At 70.8% G+C, this 17,514-nt stretch carries 13 protein-coding genes; 6 read left to right on the top strand and 7 right to left on the bottom strand.

The window, feature by feature from the left end; genetic code table 11:
- Window positions 1-84 precede the first annotated feature (84 nt).
- Together ABMQ42_RS17770 and ABMQ42_RS17765 are read right to left on the bottom strand one after the other, a co-directional pair.
- Window positions 85-1,737 carry an ABC-F family ATP-binding cassette domain-containing protein gene (locus tag ABMQ42_RS17770; protein WP_349724349.1) on the bottom strand — a complete coding sequence of 551 codons (1,653 nt, stop codon included), beginning with the start codon at window positions 1,735-1,737 and terminating at the stop codon, window positions 85-87.
- Between the two features lie 255 nt (window positions 1,738-1,992).
- Window positions 1,993-3,258, bottom strand: a complete 1,266-nt coding sequence (locus ABMQ42_RS17765; protein WP_349724347.1) for a TetR/AcrR family transcriptional regulator — start codon at window positions 3,256-3,258, stop codon at window positions 1,993-1,995.
- 121 nt (window positions 3,259-3,379) lie between these two features.
- Between ABMQ42_RS17765 and ABMQ42_RS17760 the strand changes: the two genes are divergently transcribed.
- Together ABMQ42_RS17760 and ABMQ42_RS17755 are read left to right on the top strand one after the other, a co-directional pair.
- Window positions 3,380-4,684 (top strand): MFS transporter, encoded by a 1,305-nt coding sequence (locus ABMQ42_RS17760; RefSeq protein WP_349724346.1) that lies wholly within the window; start codon window positions 3,380-3,382, stop codon window positions 4,682-4,684.
- 2 nt (window positions 4,685-4,686) lie between these two features.
- Window positions 4,687-6,444 carry a glycoside hydrolase family 3 protein gene (locus tag ABMQ42_RS17755; RefSeq protein WP_349724345.1) on the top strand — a complete coding sequence of 586 codons (1,758 nt, stop codon included), beginning with the start codon at window positions 4,687-4,689 and terminating at the stop codon, window positions 6,442-6,444.
- Between the two features lie 49 nt (window positions 6,445-6,493).
- Here the strand turns inward: ABMQ42_RS17755 and ABMQ42_RS17750 are convergent, their stop codons facing one another.
- On the bottom strand, window positions 6,494-7,159 hold the full coding sequence (locus tag ABMQ42_RS17750; protein ID WP_349724344.1) for an alpha/beta hydrolase: 666 nt from the start codon (window positions 7,157-7,159) through the stop codon (window positions 6,494-6,496).
- A 91-nt stretch (window positions 7,160-7,250) separates the two neighbouring features.
- Here ABMQ42_RS17750 and ABMQ42_RS17745 point away from each other — a divergent pair, with 91 nt between their 5' ends.
- Together ABMQ42_RS17745 and ABMQ42_RS17740 are read left to right on the top strand one after the other, a co-directional pair.
- Window positions 7,251-7,898 carry an NUDIX hydrolase family protein gene (locus ABMQ42_RS17745; RefSeq protein ID WP_349724342.1) on the top strand — a complete coding sequence of 216 codons (648 nt, stop codon included), beginning with the start codon at window positions 7,251-7,253 and terminating at the stop codon, window positions 7,896-7,898.
- 147 nt (window positions 7,899-8,045) lie between these two features.
- Window positions 8,046-9,629 (top strand): coiled-coil domain-containing protein, encoded by a 1,584-nt coding sequence (locus ABMQ42_RS17740; protein WP_349724340.1) that lies wholly within the window; start codon window positions 8,046-8,048, stop codon window positions 9,627-9,629.
- A gap of 267 nt (window positions 9,630-9,896) precedes the next feature.
- Here the strand turns inward: ABMQ42_RS17740 and ABMQ42_RS17735 are convergent, their stop codons facing one another.
- From ABMQ42_RS17735 to ABMQ42_RS17720, 4 genes are all read right to left on the bottom strand, one after another.
- Window positions 9,897-10,964, bottom strand: a complete 1,068-nt coding sequence (locus ABMQ42_RS17735) for a threonine aldolase family protein (RefSeq protein WP_349724339.1) — start codon at window positions 10,962-10,964, stop codon at window positions 9,897-9,899.
- Between the two features lie 24 nt (window positions 10,965-10,988).
- Window positions 10,989-11,411: a hypothetical protein gene (locus tag ABMQ42_RS17730; RefSeq protein WP_349724338.1), complete on the bottom strand. Its 423-nt coding sequence runs from the start codon at window positions 11,409-11,411 to the stop codon at window positions 10,989-10,991.
- 140 nt (window positions 11,412-11,551) lie between these two features.
- Entirely contained in the window at window positions 11,552-12,238 is a 687-nt protein-coding gene (locus tag ABMQ42_RS17725; protein WP_349724337.1) for an SDR family NAD(P)-dependent oxidoreductase, read from the bottom strand.
- Between the two features lie 181 nt (window positions 12,239-12,419).
- Window positions 12,420-13,862, bottom strand: a complete 1,443-nt coding sequence (locus tag ABMQ42_RS17720; protein WP_349724336.1) for a DUF6421 family protein — start codon at window positions 13,860-13,862, stop codon at window positions 12,420-12,422.
- Window positions 13,863-13,966: 104 nt separating this feature from the next.
- On the opposite strand from ABMQ42_RS17720, the gene ABMQ42_RS17715 reads away from it, so the two are divergent.
- A complete protein-coding gene (locus ABMQ42_RS17715) occupies window positions 13,967-14,446 on the top strand; it encodes an Lrp/AsnC family transcriptional regulator (protein WP_349724335.1) in 480 nt (159 codons plus the stop codon).
- Window positions 14,447-14,689: 243 nt separating this feature from the next.
- Window positions 14,690-17,491 carry an aconitate hydratase gene (locus ABMQ42_RS17710; RefSeq protein ID WP_349724334.1) on the top strand — a complete coding sequence of 934 codons (2,802 nt, stop codon included), beginning with the start codon at window positions 14,690-14,692 and terminating at the stop codon, window positions 17,489-17,491.
- Window positions 17,492-17,514: the final 23 nt, after the last annotated feature.

Below are 17,514 nucleotides of genomic sequence, written 5' to 3'. Positions count from 1 at the left end.
GGATCGCGCCATCTCCGGACCGTTCGGCCGGAATGCTCCGAGCTCGGCGCGATGCTCCGAAGCCTGTGTGCCCCCGCGGCCGGCTCACCCCCGCTCGACCACGCCCTCGGGCGTGAGCTCGAGCGTCGTGTCGATGCCGAGCCGATCGAGGAACGCGTCGTCGTGGCTCACGACGAGCACCGCGCCGCGATAGGCCGACAGCGCCTCGACGAGCTGATCGACCGTGTCGAGGTCGAGGTTGTTCGTCGGCTCGTCGAGCACGAGCAGCTGCGGCGGCGGGTCGGCCAGCAGCAGCCGGGCGAGCGCGACCCGGAACCGCTCGCCGCCCGACAGTGACCCGACCGGCCGCTCGACGGCGTCGCCGCGGATCAGGAACCTGGCCAGCCGGTTGCGGATCTCGGCGGGCGGCACGGCGGGCGCGGCATCCCGCACATTCTCGAGCACCGATGCCGCGTCGTCGAGCCCGTCCACGCGCTGCGGCAGGTACCCGATGCGGTCGGTGTGGGCCTGCGCGTGTGCAGAACTCAGCACATCCGCGCGCGAGACGCCCGATTCGGCCGTCTGAGCGCCCGAATCGACGAGAATTGCTGAGTTCTGAACGGCCGAGGCCACCAGCCGCTCGAGCAGCGTCGTCTTCCCGATGCCGTTCGGGCCGATCAGGGCGACCCGCTCGGGACCCTGCACGATCCACGCGCGCTCGCCGTCGCCGAGCGTTGCGATGCGGCGGCCCGCGGGCACACCCGGATCGGGCAGGTCGATGACGACCGCGTCGTCGTCGCGCACACGCCGCTCGGCTGCATCGAGCGCGGCGCGGGCGGTGGCCTCCTTCTCGCCGACCTCGGTGCGCAGCTTGCCGGCCGACACCTGGGCGGCGCGCTTGCGGCCGCCGGCGATGATCCCGGGCACGCGCTTCTCGATCTGCGCCTTGCGGCCGACGGCTGCGCGGCGCGCGAGCTTCGTCTCGGCCTCGATGCGCTGCCGCTTCTCGCGCGCGAGCGACTGCGTCGCCGCACGCTCGGCCTGGCGCGCGGCGTCCTGCTCGGTCGCAAGCCACGCGCGCCACTCGGAGTACGGTCCGCCGAACACGCTCAGCGTGTTCTCGTAGAGCTCGGCGGTGTCGTCCATGAGCTCGAGCAGCGCCGTGTCGTGGCTGACCACGACCAGTGTGCCGCGCCACGCGCGCACCAGGTCGTACAGCCGCGCCCGCGCGTCACGGTCGAGGTTGTTGGTCGGCTCATCGAGCAGGGTGATCGGGGCGTTCCGCAGCCGGATGCCGGCCACGGCCGCGAGCACGGCCTCGCCGCCCGACAGCTCGCCGACCGTGCGGCCCAGCGCGTCGTCGGGCAGTCCCGCCTCGGACAGCGCCGCGGTCGTGCGCGCCTCGATGTCCCAGTCGTCGCCGATGGTGTCGAAGTGGCGGGGGTCGACGTCGCCCGACTCGATCGCGCGCACCGCGGCGAGGACGTCGGCGACGCCCAGCAGCTCCGCGACGGAGCGGTCGGTGCCCAGCGTGAGCTGCTGGGGGAGAAGGGCGATGTCGGATGCCGCGGTCACGTGCCCGCTCGTCGGGGTCAGCGACCCCGCGATCAGGCGCAGGAGCGTGGACTTTCCCGAGCCGTTGCGGCCGACCAGGCCGGTGCGGCCGGTGTTGAAGGCGCCGGACACCTCGCGCAGCGCGACGGAGCCGTCGGGCCAGGCGAACGAGACGCGGTCGAGAACGATGGATGGGGTGGGCATGAGGGTCCTCCTCGGGTGTCGGGGTGCGCCGACACCGATGCCCGAGGCAGCCCAGAGGAGGGGAACGAGATCGACGGTCGGCGCGCGAACGTGCTGCAGAGGCAGCGGATTGTTCGGTGACGGCGCGACACGTCGAGAATCGACGGATCAGCGCAGCGTCAGCACGCGGCGAAGATCTCGGTCACTTCATTCCTCACGTCGGGGACAGGGATCGCCCACGATAGCAGACGGGGCCGGGCGCTTGCTGGGCCGGGGTCACGCGGGCAGGACGTCGTCGAGATGCGCGCGCAACTGGGCCGCGACATCCACTCCGTCCCGGTCGTACTGCCACTGGTACTGCAGCCCGTCCCAGAGGGCGAGCAGCCAGGCCGCCTCGTGGGCGGGGTCGCGATGCGAGGGGAGCTCGCCGGTGGATGCTGCGGCCCGGAACATCGCCTCGAAGCTGTCGAGCGCGTGCGTGAAGCGCGCGGTGAAGTAGTCGTGCGCGGGGTGATCGGTGGGGATCCCCTCGCACGAGATCACCGCGTACAGCTCGATGAGGCCGGGTTGCGTGCGGTCGTTCTCCTCGGCCGCGTCGGGCAGCGCGCGCAGGAAGTCGGCGGCGCCGTCCATCGTCAGTTCGCCGATCGCGACGTCGATGAGCCGGTCGCGCTCTTCGAGCACGGCGAGCAGCAGGGCGTCCTTCGAGGGGAAGTGGTGGTAGAGCGCCGACTTCGACACGCCCACCTTCGCCGCGAGGTCGCGCAGGCTGGTGTCGGCGTACCCCTCGCGGGCGAACAGCGTCATCGCGGCGGCGAGGATGCGCGCGCGGCGCTCACGGCCCGAGCGGTATCCGCCCGCGGCCTCGGCGTCGGGCGCGATCTGACTCGTCGCGGCGATCGGGGCCCTGCCGGTCACCGCATCGGACGGGTCGCGCCAGCCGAACGGGTAGGCGAGCAGGCGCTCGTGCTCGGCGATCATGGCGGCGGTGTCGACACGGTCGGGCAGGTAGAGCTCGACGACCTGCAGCGCGTCCCACGCCGCCATCAGGCGGAGGGCCTCGCCGTCGGGGTCGCGGTCCGCCGCCACCGTGCCGTCGATGATCGCCGCGTCGATGACCTCCCGCGCGGCGGGACCGAAGCGCTCGGCGTGGCCGCGCATGACCGCGTGCGCGGGGTGACCGGCGACGGATGCCTCGCCCACGAGTCCGGCGAACAGCGGCAGATACCCGGGGATGCGCGCATTGCGGTCGGCCGCGAGCGAGAAGGCGAGGGCGCCGTCCGCCTCGCTGACCAGCGCCTGCCACGTCTCGGTGTCGGTGCGGTCGTCGAACTCCTTCAGCACGAGGTCGAGCAGCTCCTCCTTGCCCGAGAAATGGCGGAGGAGACCCGGATGCGTGACTCCTGCTTCGGCGGCGATGTCGCGCAGAGAGACCGCGCGGTAGCCCCGCGTCGTGAACAGCAGTCGTGCCGCCGACACGATGCGCGCGCGGGTGAGCCCGGTCTGCTCGGTCCGCGTCTTCTGCGCTGCTGTGGTGGTCACGGTCGCCTCCTCCGCCATCGTACTCGGTAACCATTCGGTCTCTTTTCAGTTACCAAACGGTCGGATTATGTGTATGCTGTCACCCGACCGTCGGAGTCGACGGCAGGAGAGGACCTTTGACATGACAGAGTTGTCGTCGGCCGCCAGCGCGGCCGCCGCGGGGACGACGGGCATCAAGACGCCCGGCACGACTCCCGAGCGCACGCCCCGCGGGTACACGCCGGGCCTGGCCACCGTGAACTTCGGCATCTACCTCGCGTTGCTCACGCCCGTGCTGGTGTCGATGGCGTTCAAGATCCAGCACATCGCCGGTTCCGTCTCAGAGGCCACGGCCCAGCTCGGTCTGGTCCTCGGCGTCGGCGCGATCTTCGCGCTCGTGGCCAACCCGCTCGCCGGGCGCCTCTCCGACCGCACGACCTCGCGCTTCGGCATGCGCCGCCCGTGGATCATCGGCGGCGGCGTCATCGGTGTCGCCGCCCTCGGCCTGATCGGCGCCGCGACCTCGATCTGGGTCGTCCTGGTGGGCTGGTGCCTCGCGCAGGCGGCCCTGAACGCCGTGCTCGCCGCCGCCAACGCGACGCTGCCCGACCAGGTCCCGGTCGCCTCGCGCGGCAGGGTGTCGGGCATCGTCGGCATCACGACGCCCCTCGCGATCCTGGCCGGCAGCTTCCTCATCAACTACATCGCGAGCGACGTCATGCGCTTCTTCGCCCCGGGTCTGGTCGCGCTCGTGTTCATCGTCTTCTTCGTGGTCGTGCTGCGCGACCGCCGCCTCGAGCACAAGCCCGCGCAGCGGTTCACGATCGGCCAGTTCTTCGGCTCGTTCGTGTTCAACCCCGCCAAGCACCCCGACTTCGGCTGGACGTGGCTGACGAAGTTCTTCATCATGTTCGGCTACGCCGGCATCGCGACCTTCCTGCCCTACTACCTCACCGAGCGCTTCGAACTCACCGAGCAGGGCGCGATCACCACGATCCTCATCGCGAACCTCGCCTCGACCGTCATGATGGCGATCTCCAGCCCCCTGGGTGGATTCCTCTCCGACAAGGTCGGCAAGCGCCGCCCGTTCGTCGCCATCGCGGGCGTGATCATGGTCGTGGGCCTGGTCATCCTCGCCTTCGCCCCGACGATCACGGTCGTGATCATCGCGCAGGCGATCATCGGCCTGGGCGCCGGCTCGTTCTTCTCCGTCGACCTGGCGCTTGCCACCCAGGTGCTGCCGAGCCCCGACGACACCGCGAAGGACCTCGGCGTGCTCAACATCGCCAACGCCCTGCCGCAGTCGCTCGCGCCCGCCATCGCCCCCGGCATCATCGCGCTGGGCGCCGGCACCGCCATCGGCGGCTACTCCACCTGGTATCTGTTCGGCGCGCTCGTCGCGCTGGCCGGCGCCGTGCTCGTCTACCGCATCAAGGGAGTCAAGTGACCATGCCCGAGACCACCACCGCACGCCCCTGGCTCGACACCGCGCTGCCCGTCGCCGAGCGCGTCGAGCTGCTGCTCGGCGAGATGACGCTCGAAGAGAAGGCGGGCCTGCTCTTCCAGACCATGATCGGCGTCGCCGAGATGGATGCCGCAGACCCCGTGTTCGGCATGCCCTCGGCCGTCGACCTGGTCGAGAGCCGGCGGATGACGCACGTCAACCTGTTCGGCACGACCACGAGCGCCCGCGAGATCGCGCACTGGCACAACGAGCTGCAGCGGCTCGCGGCATCCACTCGTCTCGGCATCCCCGTGACGGTCTCGACCGACCCTCGGCACTCGTTCACCGACAACCCCGGCACCGCGATGCTCGCGGGCCCGTTCTCGCAGTGGCCCGAGCCGCTCGGGCTGGCGGCGATCGGCGACGAGGCGACCGTCGAGCGCTTCGCCGACATCGCCCGGCAGGAGTACCTCGCCGTCGGGCTGCGCGCGGCGCTGCACCCGCAGGTGGATCTCGCGACCGAGCCGCGCTGGTCGCGGCAGGCGTCGACGTTCGGTGAGGACGTCGCGCTGACCTCGCGCCTGGGCGCCGCGTACGTGCGGGGCTTCCAGGGGGAGTCGTTCGGTGCGGCATCCGTCTCCACGATGACCAAGCACTTCCCGGGCGGCGGTCCGCAGAAGGACGGCGAGGACCCGCACTTCGCCCACGGCCGCGAGCAGGTGTACCCCGGCGGCGAGTTCGAGCGACACCTGAAGCCGTTCGAGGCGCTCATCGCGGCGGGCACCCGCCAGATGATGCCGTACTACGGCATGCCGGTGGGCACCGCGTACGAAGAGGTCGGGTTCGGCTTCAACCGCTCGGTCGTCACCGGGCTGCTGCGCGAGCGCCTCGGCTTCGACGGCGTCGTCTGCACCGACTGGGGCTTGATCAGCGACGCCGAGATCTTCGGTCAGCCGTTCCCCGCCCGCGCCTGGGGCGTCGAGCACCTCACGCCGCGCGAGCGGATGAAGAAGGTGCTGGATGCCGGAGCCGACCAGTTCGGCGGCGAGGCCTGCCCCGAGCTGCTGATCGCACTGGTGAGCGACGGCGAGATCGACGAGGCGCGGCTGGACGTGTCGGCCCGCCGGCTGCTGCGCGAGAAGTTCGAGCTGGGCCTGTTCGAGGACCCGTTCGTCGACGAGGACGCCGCCGACGCCATCGTCGGCAAGGCGGAGTTCCGCGCGGCGGGCGAGGCCGCGCAGCGCGCCTCGATCACGCTGCTGACCAACCGCGACGCCGTGCTGCCGCTGCAGCGGGGACTGCGCGTGTACGTGGAGGGGATGGATGCCGCGGCCGCGGCCGTCTACGGCGAGGTCGTCGAGCGCCCCGAGGACGCCGACGTCGCCGTGCTGCGGCTGCAGGCGCCGTTCGAGGAGCGCGCGACGACGTTCGAGAACTTCTTCCACTCCGGCTCGCTCGACTTCGCGGAGGACGTGCTCGCGCACGTGCGCGACATCGCCGCGCGCGTGCCGACCGTGGTCGACGTGTTCGCCGACCGGCCCGCGATCCTGACGCCGATCGTCGAGGTCGCCGCCGCGGTGACCGTCAACTGGGGCGCGAGCGCCGCCGCGCTGCTCGACGTGCTGACCGGGGTCGTCACGCCCCGCGCCACGCTGCCGTTCGACCTGCCGCGCTCGATGGCGGCGGTCGAGGCATCCCGCCCCGACGTGCCCTTCGACACCGCCGACCCGCTGTTCCGCTTCGGGCACGGGCTGACGTACTGAGGCCCACCCGTCGTCTCGACTCGCGCCCTCGCTCGACGACCGGGAAGCGTCAGATCGCCGCGAGGCGCTTGTCGAGGAAGGCGCGCACGTCGGCCAGCTCCTCCTCCGACACGCTGTGCGTGAGGCCCGGGTAGACCCGGCCCGACAGGTCGCTGTGCGCGGGCAGCCACTGCGCGGTGTGCTCGACGAGCTCGGGCGGGATGACGTCGTCGCGCGCACCGCGCCCCCAGAACACCGGGATGCGCGCCGCGGCCAGCTCGGCGTCGCGCGGCAGATCACCGGGTGCCGCGTAGCCGCTGAGGTTCACGGCGAACGCGAACCGGTCGGGCCGCAGCCGCAGCGACTGCAGCGCGACCGACGCGCCCTGCGAGAAGCCGAGCAGGCCGACCGTCTGCGCGTCGTCGGCTGCGGCATCCAGCCATTCGAGAAAAGTGGATGCCGCGGCCGTCACCCGCGCCGGGTCCCGGCCCGCGAGCTGCACGTCCATGACGTCTTCGATCGGGTACCAGGAGTAGCCCGGGGCCGGCCAGGGCGGGCTGAGCGGGGCGCGGATCGCCGCGCACACGAAATCGTCGGGCAGGAACGGGGTGAGGGCGAACAGGTCCTTCTCGTCGGCGCCGTAGCCGTGCAGCAGCACCAGCAGCGGGCGGTCCGGCCGGTCGGATGCCGGAGCCGACCACAGTGCGACGTCGGGGTCGATGCGCAGCTCGTCCATGCGCCCAGTCTGCCAGGGCGTGTGCGCGCACAGGGGCGGGTCGGCGGGCCGGGTCCGGGCCGATGTCGACCGCGTGGGGTATACAGGAGGCATGCCCCCCGTCCGCACGCCTGACCCCGAGCCGGAGCCCGAAGAGCCCGAAGGCAACGGGCTCGGCGCCGGTGAGCCCTTCGTGCCGGGGTCGCTGGGCTCGTTCGGCACACCCGCGGGCGACGCGGCCGCCAACCCCGGTTGGCTGACGGAGCTCGAGCTGGCCGAGGCACGCCGCCGGCTGCCGATGCTCTACGTCGAGGCAGTGCCGGTGCGCACCGACGGCATGGGCGCGGTCACGCAGGTCGGGCTGCTGTTGCGCGCCACGCCCCTCGGTGAGATCACCCGCACGATCGTGTCGGGCCGGGTGCGCTACGCCGAGACGATCCGCGACGCACTGTTCCGGCACATGGAGAACGACCTCGGGCCGATGGCCTTCCCGCAGCTGCCGCTGCAGCCGGCACCGTTCACGGTCGCCGAGTACTTTCCGCTGCCGGGCCTGAGTGCCTTCCACGACGACCGGCAGCACGCGGTGTCTCTGGCGTTCGTCGTGCCGGTCACCGGCACCTGCGATCCGCGTCAGGATGCGCTCGAGGTCACGTGGATGACGCCCGAAGAAGCGGCATCCGACGCCGTCGCCGCTGACATGGAGGGCGGCCGCGGCACCCTGCTGCGCATGGCGCTGGCCAGCGTCGGCGCGCTGCGCTGATCGACGCCGCGGTCGAAGCGCGGCGGGCAGTCCGGACGGCCACGGAATCGTACGCATTCCTTTTCTTTCACACAGCCGGGCGGGGTAGGGTTCAAGAGCCCGAATTCGCCGCGACGCCGCGGCATCCACCCCCGCCGGAGACCCCCTATGTCCGACCACGCCCCGTCCACTGCGCCCCTTTCCTTCGACAGCCTGCTCGCCGACACCGGCGCGGCGACCTCTGAGTTCACGACCGCCTTCCGCGGCTATGACAAGGATGAGGTCGACGCCACCATCAACGACCTCATGGCGCGCCTGCGCAACAGCGGCGACGAGCTCGCCACCCTGCGCGATCAGCAGCACCGCAGTGCCGGCGCGCAGCAGGAGATCGAGCGCCTGCGCGCCGCGCTCGAGACCGCCGACGCGGTGCGTGCCGACGAGGTCGCGCGGGTGCGCGGCGAGGTCGAGGCCGCGCACGCGGCCGATGCCGAAGAGCTGGCCCGCGTTCGCGCCGAGGCGACCGAGCGCACCGAGCACCTCCGCGCCGAGCTCACGCAGGAGGCCGCCGCCGAGCGTGAGCAGATCGCGACCGAGGCCGCCCGTCTGCAGGGCGAGCTGGGGGCCGCGCAGGCCGAGCTGGCCAACGCCCGCAAGCAGTTGCAGACCCTCACCGAGGAGCTGACCGGCGAGGGCGACTCGCCGAACCGCAAGCACTTCGAAGAGATCCTGCGGGTCGCCGAGGAGCAGGCGTCGACCCTCATCAAGAACGCGTCGGTGCAGGGCGACCGGCTGCTCGAGGCCGCGCGCGGAGAGATCGACAACCGCCGTGCCCAGGCGCAGCAGGAGGCCGACGCGATCATCGCGCAGGCCCAGCACGAGGCGGCCCAGGTGCGGCTGCGCATTGAGACCGAGGTCACGGCGCACGAGGCCCGCATCGAGCGCGAGGCCGCGCACGCGAGCGAGAAGGTCGCGCAGGCGGAGCAGGAGTCGGCGGCGATCCGCGCCGAGGCGGAGAAGGGCGTGGCAGCCCTCCGCTCACAGGTGACCCGCGAGACCACGCGCGACCGCGCCGAAGCCGAAGAGGCCGTGCGCGAGCTGCGCGTGCGTGCGCTCGAGTTCGAGGAGTCGCTGACGCGCCGGCAGGACGACGCGCACCAGGAGTTCCTCGTGCTGCACAACCAGGCCGTCGCGCACGCCGAGCGCATCACGGCGGACGCGAACGAGCAGGTCGCGGCATCCCTCGAGCACTCCAAGCGCGTCTCGGCGAAGGCCGACGACTACGAGCGTCTCGCCCGTGCGCAGGCGCACAAGATCGAGGCCGACGCGCGTGTGAAGTCCGGCGACACGCTCGAGCAGGCGCGTGCCAAGGCCCAGAAGATCATGGACCTGGTCACCTCGCACACGCAGGGCGTGCTGCGCGACGCCGAAGACAACACGCGTCAGCTGCGCTGGCGCCAGCACCAGCTGACGAGCTTCATGGCTGAGGTCAAGGAGCTCATCCGCCCCGAGTCGCTGCTGCCGGCCGGTGCTGCGGGCGAGCCGGTCGTCGAGACGGCTGCTGCGGACGAGCAGGTGGATGCCTCGGCCGAGCCCGTCGCCGAGCACGTCGTCGATGCCGCGGAGGACACCGCCGCCACAGCGGAGGACACCGCCGACACCGCGGAGGCCGACGACGACGAGTCGGCGGATGCCGCGGCCGAGGCCGAGGTCGTCGACGAGGCAGAGCGGATCATCGAGGACGCCCAGGCCTGACCCTCCTCTGACGCGCGGGTGCCGTTTTCGGCGCCCGCGCGCACTGTGTCCCGGCGCCTCACCAGTTGATAACCCTGGCTGATCAAGACGTGAGCGCCGCAGGACCCCCTGTTTCGCTCACCCGTTGATGTTCCTGAGTCATCAACTGGTGAGCGCACGGTTGCTACGCCGTGGCTCACCTCTTGATGCTCCTGAGTCATCAACCGGTGAGGGCCGGCGGACGGGTCCGCGATCCGCGAATTCCCGCGGGCGCAGCGGCCCTGCGCGTCAGGCGCCGGTCTCGCGCGCGATCGCCGCGACGAAGGCGTCGATGTCGTCCTCGCTGGTGTCGAACGAGCACATCCAGCGCACCTCGTTGCGCGCGGCATCCCAATCGTAGAAGCGGAACGACTCGCGCAGCCGGTCCGCGACGCCGTCGGGCAGGGTGGCGAACACGCCGTTCGCCTGCGTCTTCTGCGTGAAGCCCACCCCGCGGATCGACCCGTCGGCCAGGCCCGCCTCCACGCCGGCGCGCAGGCGCTGCGCCATCGCGTTGGAGTGCCGGGCGTTGCGCAGCCAGAGGTCGCCCTCCCACAGTGCGACGAGCTGTGCCGACACGAAGCGCATCTTCGATGCGAGCTGCATGTTGAGCTTGCGCAGATAGGTCAGCCCCGCCGACGCCGAAGGGGTCAGCACCGCGATCGCCTCGGCGCCCATGGCGCCGTTCTTCGTGCCGCCGACGCTGATCACGTCGATGCCGACGTCGCGTGTGAACGCGCGCAGCGGCAGGTCGAGCGATGCGGCGGCGTTGGCCAGCCGCGCGCCGTCCATGTGCACGTGCATGCCGAGCCCGTGCGCGTGGTCGGTGATCGCGCGCAGCTCATCGGGCGTGTACAGCGTGCCGAGCTCGGTCGATTGCGTCAGCGACACGACGAGCGGCTGAGCGCGGTGCTCATCGCCCCAGCCCCACGCCTGAAGGTCGACGAGCTCGGGCGTGAGCTTGCCGTCGTCGGTGGGCACGGTCAGCAGCTTCATGCCGCCCACCCGCTCGGGAGCGCCCTGCTCGTCGACGTTGATGTGGGCGGTGGATGCCGCGACCACCGCGCCCCAGCGCGGCAGCATCGACTGCAGTCCGGTGACGTTCGCTCCGGTGCCGTTGAACACCGGGAACGCCTCGACGCCCTCGCCGAAGTGCGCGGCGAACACCTCCTGCAGACGGGCCGTGTAGACGTCCTCCCCGTAGGCGATCTGGTGCCCTTCGTTGGCCGCGGCGATCGCCGCCAGGATCTCGGGGTGGATGCCGGAATAGTTGTCGCTCGCGAAGCCGCGCAGCTGCGGGTCATGCAAAGGGGTCACGAGTATCCACTCTAATTCGCGCGCCTATGCCTGCACCCACGCGTACCACTCGTCGTCCACCCGCGCGAGCTGCGCGTCGCCGCAGCGCAGGCGGCCGTCGGTGAGCGACGCCTTCGGCCACCAGTCGGTCGTGATCGCCGGCGCGAGCGGTGTGTCACCGGCCACGGCGACGCACGACTTCGAGGCGCCGACACCGTCGGACGACGCGAACTTCATGAGGTAGCCGCCGTCGTCGCCGATGTAGTCGATGACGATCGTCGACGCGTCGGCGGGCACCCACGCGGGAATGTCGGTGCTCGACTCGAGCTCGGCCTCGTGCTTGTCGTCGAACACGAGGCGGCCCATGAAGCCCGAGCTGTCGAGCGCGCCACAGCCCGAGAGGGCGAGGGTGCCGACGAGAACGAGCGGGGCGGCCACGGCGAGGAGTCTCACGGAGTTCTTGTGCATGCCCCTCACGCTATGGAACAGGCCGCCCCCGGCGGATCGGCCTGAAGGATGGCGTCCGTACGCCGGGAGGATGACATGGCCCCGGTCGTTGAGCGAGCGGAGCGAGTCGAAACGCGGCGGGGCGTCGCCGCGCTCCTCGCTCAGCGGCCGGGGGCGAGTTCCACGACGGTGTCGTTGACGTCGGGCGCGTCTTCGTCCCACAGGGCGACGAACCGGTCGGCGACGGTCTGCTCGAGGCCCTCGAGCGTCGTGACGCGGAAGACGGTGGATGCCGCGGCCAGGTCGGCTCCGGCATCCCGTGCCGCCTTCGCGAAGCCCTGCGCGACCGCGCGCATCCAGGCCTCGCTCGCGGCCTTGACCGCGGCGTAGTTCGCCCCGCCCGCCAGCGGGCGCGCGACGGCGGTGGATGAGAGCATCGCCAGACGCCCCGCGCTCGACGCGCGCAGGTCGCCGTCGAACGCCCGCGTCACGAACCGCAGCGCCGTCAGCGACCGCTCGAGGAAGCGGAAGTCCGCGTCGCTCTGACCGGCCAGCCCGCCGCCGCCGCGCCAGCCGCCGACCAGGTGCAGCAGGCCGTCGACGCGCAGGCCGCGGGCGTGCAGCCGCTCGGCCAGTGCGTCGACGGCCTGCTCGTCGGTCAGGTCACAGGCCTCGGTCATCCACGCCGCGTCGGCGGCGAGCTGCTCGGCGAGCTGCTCGAGCTTGACCGGGTCGTGGCCGACCGCGATCACCTGGGCTCCGGCATCCACCAGCGTCCGCGCCGCGACCAGTCCGCTGCGGCTCGTGGCGCCCGCGATCAGCACGGTGCGTCCGGTCAGATCGGTCATGTCAGATGCTCCTTCTCGGTGCCGCCGTTCACAGCGTTCGGAAGATGCAACGAACCTCGGACCGTTCCGGCCAAATCATCCGAGGTTTGCGCGATCCTCCGAATCCTGTGAGCGTAACAACTCGGCGCAGCGCGAGGCGCGGGCCGCGCCCGTAGGGCCGCCCACGCGGCCGCACCCGAACTCAGTCGCGCCCTGTGATGCCCGCGGTCGAGGCGATCACGTCACCCATCTTCTTGCCGAGGGCCTCGTAGAACATCGAGAGCGGGAACTCGTCGTCCAGCACCGCGTCGGTGTAGCCCTTCGGCGCACCCGCGAGGATTTCGTCGGGCAGGCCGCGCGCCCACGCCGAGGCGGGGTTCGGCGCGAGCACAGAGCGCACGAGCTCGTACGCGGCCAGCCAGTGCGCGGTCTTGGGCCGGTCGATCGAGCGCCAGTACAGCTCGTCGATCGCGTCGCCCAGCGCGACGACCGCGGCGGGCACGTTCTCCCAATCGAACGCGAGCGAGGTGTCGGTCCAGTGCAGCACGTCGCGCTGGTGCAGCCAGGCGAACAGCAGCTGCCCGCCCAGTCCGTCGTAGTTGCGCACGCGCGAGCCGGTGAGCGGGAAGCGGAAGATCCGGTCGAAGATGACCGCGTACTGCACGAGCCTCGCGTGATCGAGGATCTGCCGCTCGACCTCGGTGAGCTCGTCCTGCGCCTCGAGCCGGTGCTGGATCGCGACCGATTCGCGGAACGCCGTCATGTCGCAGCGCATCTCCTCCAGCGAATAGAGGAAGTACGGCATCCGCTGCTTGATCATGAACGGGTCGAACGGCAGGTCGCCGCGCATGTGCGTGCGGTCGTGGATGATGTCCCACATCACGAACGTCTCCTCGGCGAGGTTCTGGTCGTCGAGCAGGCGTGCAGCGTCGTCGGGCAGGTCGAGCTTCGTGATGTCGGATGCCGCGCGCACGACGCGCCGGTAACGTGCCGCCTCGCGGTCCTGGAAGATCGCGCCCCAGGTGAACTGCGGGATCTCGCGCATCGCCACGGTCTCGGGGAACAGCACGGCCGAGTTCGTGTCGTAGCCGGGAGTGAAGTCGACCAGGCGCAGCGAGACGAACAGCTTGTTCGAGTAGTCGCCGGCCTGCAGCTCGGCGATGAACTCGGGCCAGATGACCTCGGCGATCAGCGCCTCGACATAGCGGTTGCGCGACCCGTTCTGCGTGTACATCGGGAAGACGACCAGGTGCCGCAGCCCGTCGACGCGGTGCTGCTCGGGGTGGAACGCGACGAGCGAGTCGTAGAAGTCCGGAACGCCCAGGCCCTCGCTCTTCCAGCGCTCGAAATCGGCGATGGATGCTGCGAGGTAGGCCTCATCGTGCGGGAAGAGCGGCGCCAGCTCGGTGATCGACGCGATGACCACATCGACGAGCTCACCGGCGCGGTCGGTGTGCTCGGCGACCGAGCCGTCCTGCTCCTGGAGCTGCTGCAGATCGATGGCCGCCTGCTTCAGTGCGAGCCACGCGGGGGAGGTCTCGACCCCGGCGGCCGTGCCGTCCAGGGTGCGGCCGTCCTCAAGGACCTCGGGCTCTCCGACGACGGCCTTGGTCGCACGAACGTCGTGCGTCTGGCTGATGGACATTGGAACCTCCGATCGTTGAGGGTCGGGCCGCTGGGGGTGTCCTCCTGCGGCGCATCCTGGAATATTTACGGCGATAACGCCATCACACCGATAATATTACGGTCATGGCGGATGTGACACCCGAACACCTCGACGCGGTCGACACCGGCCTGCTCGCCGCCCTCTCGCGTGACGCGCGCGCCACGCTCACCCAGCTCGCCGAGGAGGTCGGGCTGTCGATCTCGGCCGTGCAGGCGCGGCTGCGCCGCCTCGAGTCGCGCGGGGTGATCACGGGATACCGACCGACCGTCGACCCCGAGGCCGTCGGCAAGCCGCTCGCCGCGTTCATCGAGATCTCGCCGCTCGACCCGGCCCAGCCCGACAACGCGCCCGAGCTGCTCGAGCACCTGAGCGAGATCGAGGCCTGCCACTCGATCGCGGGCGAGGCGAGCTACATGCTCTTCGTGCGCGTCGCCTCGCCGCGCGAGCTCGAGCGGCTCATCGGGCAGATCCGTCAGGCAGCCTCCGTGCGCACGCGCACGACGATCGCCCTGCAGACGTTCTACGAGTACCGGCCGCTCGTGCCCGCGGCATCCGCTTCCTGATCGGGTCTGCGCGCTCATCCGCTGAAACGCCCGCAGCATCTGTCGCTGTTGCGCACGAGTCGGCCTGCGCCCGTGCAACAGCGACGGATGTGCGGCGACGGCAGCCGGTCGGCCCGCCGCGCTTCGGCCGGCGGCGAATGCGCAGGGGGTGGCCGAGGGCCCTGATTCCGGAGCATGATGGGCCATAGGTCACGGCGTCGCCGGGTGGGCGGCGTCGAACGCTCGTGCCGGGAGGCGATATCGATGACGAACAGCTTCGGAGCGAAGGACACGCTCACCGTCGGAGACAAGCAGTACGAGATCTACCGATTGAGCAGCATCCCGAACAGCGAACGACTGCCGTACAGCCTGAAGATCCTGCTCGAGAACCTGCTGCGCAACGAAGACGGTGTCACCGTCACCGCCGACCAGGTGCGCGCGCTCGCCGCGTGGAGCGCGCACGACGTCGGGCACTCCGAGATCCAGTTCACGCCCGCCCGCGTGCTGCTGCAGGACTTCACCGGCGTCCCGTGCGTGGTCGACCTCGTCGCGATGCGCGACGCGATGGACGACCTGGGCGGCGACCCGCAGAAGGTGAACCCCCTGATCCCCGTCGAGCTGGTCATCGACCACTCGGTCATCGCCGACAGCTTCGGACGCCCGCAGTCGGCCAAGATCAACGCCGACCTCGAGTTCGAGCGCAACCGCGAGCGCTACCAGCTGCTGCGCTGGGCGCAGCACGCCTTCGACGACTTCGTCGTCGTGCCGCCCGACACCGGCATCTGCCACCAGGTCAACCTCGAGTACCTGGCGCGTGTCGTCTTCGGCGCCGACGACAATGGTGAGGGGATGCCGCAGGCCTACCCCGACACGCTCGTGGGCACCGACTCGCACACCCCGATGGTCAACGGCCTGGGAGTCGTCGGCTGGGGCGTCGGCGGCATCGAGGCCGAGGCCGCCATGCTCGGCCAGCCGGTGTCGATGCTGCTGCCCGAGGTCATCGGCCTCAAGCTCACCGGCGAGCTGCGCGAGGGCGTGACCGCCACCGACATGGTGCTCACGGTCGCAGAGCTGCTGCGCAAGACCGGCGTCGTCGGCAAGTTCGTGGAGATCTTCGGCCCCGGAGTGGCGAACGTGCCGCTGGCCAACCGCGCCACGATCGGCAACATGAGCCCCGAGTACGGGTCGACGATCACGATCTTCCCGATCGATCAGGAGACCCTCGACTACCTCACCTTCACCGGTCGCAGCCCCGAGCGCGTCGCGCTCGTCGAGGCGTACGCCAAGGAACAGGGCCTGTGGCACGACCCCGATCACGAGCCGGAGTACTCGCAGATCGTCGAACTCGACCTCGGCACGATCGAGCCGTCGATCGCGGGCCCCAAGCGTCCGCAGGACCGCATTCCGCTCGCCCTCGCGCGGCACACCGTCGAGCACCTGCTGGCCGACCCCACCGCCGACGTCACGACGCTGACGGCACTGGACGATGCGATCGACGACACGTTCCCGGCATCCGACCCCTTCCTCGGCGAGGAGGACATGTTCGAGCCCGCCGCGGCCGTCATCGAGCGGGACGACGACCTCGAGTCGGTGCCCTGGCCGTCGAACCCGCAGCAGCTGACCATGAACGGGCAGCAGACCCGGGTCGACAACGGCGACGTCGTGATCGCCGCCATCACCTCGTGCACGAACACCTCGAACCCGTCGGTCATGATCGGTGCGGCGCTACTGGCGCGCAACGCCGTGCAGAAGGGACTGAAGTCCAAGCCGTGGGTGAAGACGTCGCTGGCGCCCGGGTCGCGCGTGGTCACCGACTACTTCGAGCGGTCGGGGCTGACCCCCTACCTCGACGAGCTGGGCTTCAACCTCGTCGGCTACGGCTGCACGACGTGCATCGGCAACTCGGGCCCGCTGCCCGATGAGGTCAGCGCCGTGGTCGACGAGGGCGACCTGACCGTGGCATCCGTCCTCAGCGGCAACCGCAATTTCGAGGGCCGCATCCACCAGCAGTCGCGGATGAACTTCCTCGCCTCGCCGCCGCTCGTGGTCGCCTATGCGCTCGCGGGATCCATGCACGTCGACCTCACCCGCGACCCGCTGGGCGAGGGCAGCGACGGGCAGCCGGTGTACCTGAAGGACATCTGGCCGACCGGCAAGGAGATCAAGGAGGTCGTCGACTCGTGCGTCGAGGCGCGCATGTTCACCGAGGGCTATTCGGACGTCTACGCGGGCGACGAGAACTGGAACTCGCTGCCGGTGCCCGAGGGCGACCGCTTCGACTGGGACGACTCATCGACCTACGTGCGCAAGCCTCCGTACTTCGACGGCATGGGCGTCGAGCCCGGCACGCTGCACGACATCACCGGCGCGCGGGTGCTCGCCAAGCTCGGCGACTCGGTCACCACCGACCACATCTCGCCCGCGGGCACCATCAAGCGGGATTCGCCCGCCGGCACGTACCTCACCGATCACGGTGTCGAGCCGCGGCAGTTCAACTCGTACGGGTCGCGGCGCGGCAACCACGAGGTGATGATCCGCGGCACGTTCGCGAACATCCGGCTGCGCAATCAGCTGGTGCCGGGCGTCGAGGGCGGGTTCACCCGCGTGCTGCCCGGCGACGAGCAGACGACGATCTACGAGGCCTCCGAGCAGTACGCGACCGACGAGACCCCGCTGATCGTGCTGGCCGGCAAGGAGTACGGCTCGGGATCATCGCGCGACTGGGCGGCCAAGGGCACGCTGCTGCTGGGGGCGAAGGCGGTGCTGGCCGAGTCGTTCGAGCGCATCCACCGCTCGAACCTCATCGGCATGGGCGTGCTGCCGCTGCAGTTCCGCGAGGGCGAGAACGCGGAGTCGCTCGGCCTGGACGGCACCGAGACCTACGCGGTCGTCGGCATCGAGGGGCAGGATCAGGTGCCGCACGAGGTCACGGTACGAGTGCAGCCCGACGGCGGCGACGCGCGCGAGTTCACCGCGGTGGTGCGCATCGACACCCCGACCGAGCAGGAGTACTACCGCCACGGGGGCATCCTGCAGTACGTGCTGCGCCAGAGGCTGGAGGCGTGAGGACCTGACCGGCGGAATACATC

It is taken from the genome of Microbacterium sp. KR10-403, assembly GCF_040196215.1.
Classification (GTDB): Bacteria; Actinomycetota; Actinomycetes; order Actinomycetales; family Microbacteriaceae; genus Microbacterium.
Note: the sequence above shows the minus strand (reverse complement) of the source record. Positions and strands in the feature narration are given on the sequence as shown.

Excerpts from the sequence above, each read along its gene's own strand:
- ABMQ42_RS17710 (WP_349724334.1), top strand. The coding sequence starts at position 14,690 with ATGACGAACAGCTTCGGAGCGAAGGACACGCTCACCGTCGGAGACAAG.
- ABMQ42_RS17760 (WP_349724346.1), top strand. The coding sequence starts at position 3,380 with ATGACAGAGTTGTCGTCGGCCGCCAGCGCGGCCGCCGCGGGGACGACG.
- ABMQ42_RS17770 (WP_349724349.1), bottom strand. The coding sequence starts at position 1,737 with ATGCCCACCCCATCCATCGTTCTCGACCGCGTCTCGTTCGCCTGGCCC.
- ABMQ42_RS17755 (WP_349724345.1), top strand. The coding sequence starts at position 4,687 with ATGCCCGAGACCACCACCGCACGCCCCTGGCTCGACACCGCGCTGCCC.
- ABMQ42_RS17725 (WP_349724337.1), bottom strand. The coding sequence starts at position 12,238 with ATGACCGATCTGACCGGACGCACCGTGCTGATCGCGGGCGCCACGAGC.
- ABMQ42_RS17720 (WP_349724336.1), bottom strand. The coding sequence starts at position 13,862 with ATGTCCATCAGCCAGACGCACGACGTTCGTGCGACCAAGGCCGTCGTC.
- ABMQ42_RS17730 (WP_349724338.1), bottom strand. The coding sequence starts at position 11,411 with ATGCACAAGAACTCCGTGAGACTCCTCGCCGTGGCCGCCCCGCTCGTT.
- ABMQ42_RS17740 (WP_349724340.1), top strand. The coding sequence starts at position 8,046 with ATGTCCGACCACGCCCCGTCCACTGCGCCCCTTTCCTTCGACAGCCTG.
- ABMQ42_RS17750 (WP_349724344.1), bottom strand. The coding sequence starts at position 7,159 with ATGGACGAGCTGCGCATCGACCCCGACGTCGCACTGTGGTCGGCTCCG.
- ABMQ42_RS17745 (WP_349724342.1), top strand. The coding sequence starts at position 7,251 with ATGCCCCCCGTCCGCACGCCTGACCCCGAGCCGGAGCCCGAAGAGCCC.
- ABMQ42_RS17715 (WP_349724335.1), top strand. The coding sequence starts at position 13,967 with ATGGCGGATGTGACACCCGAACACCTCGACGCGGTCGACACCGGCCTG.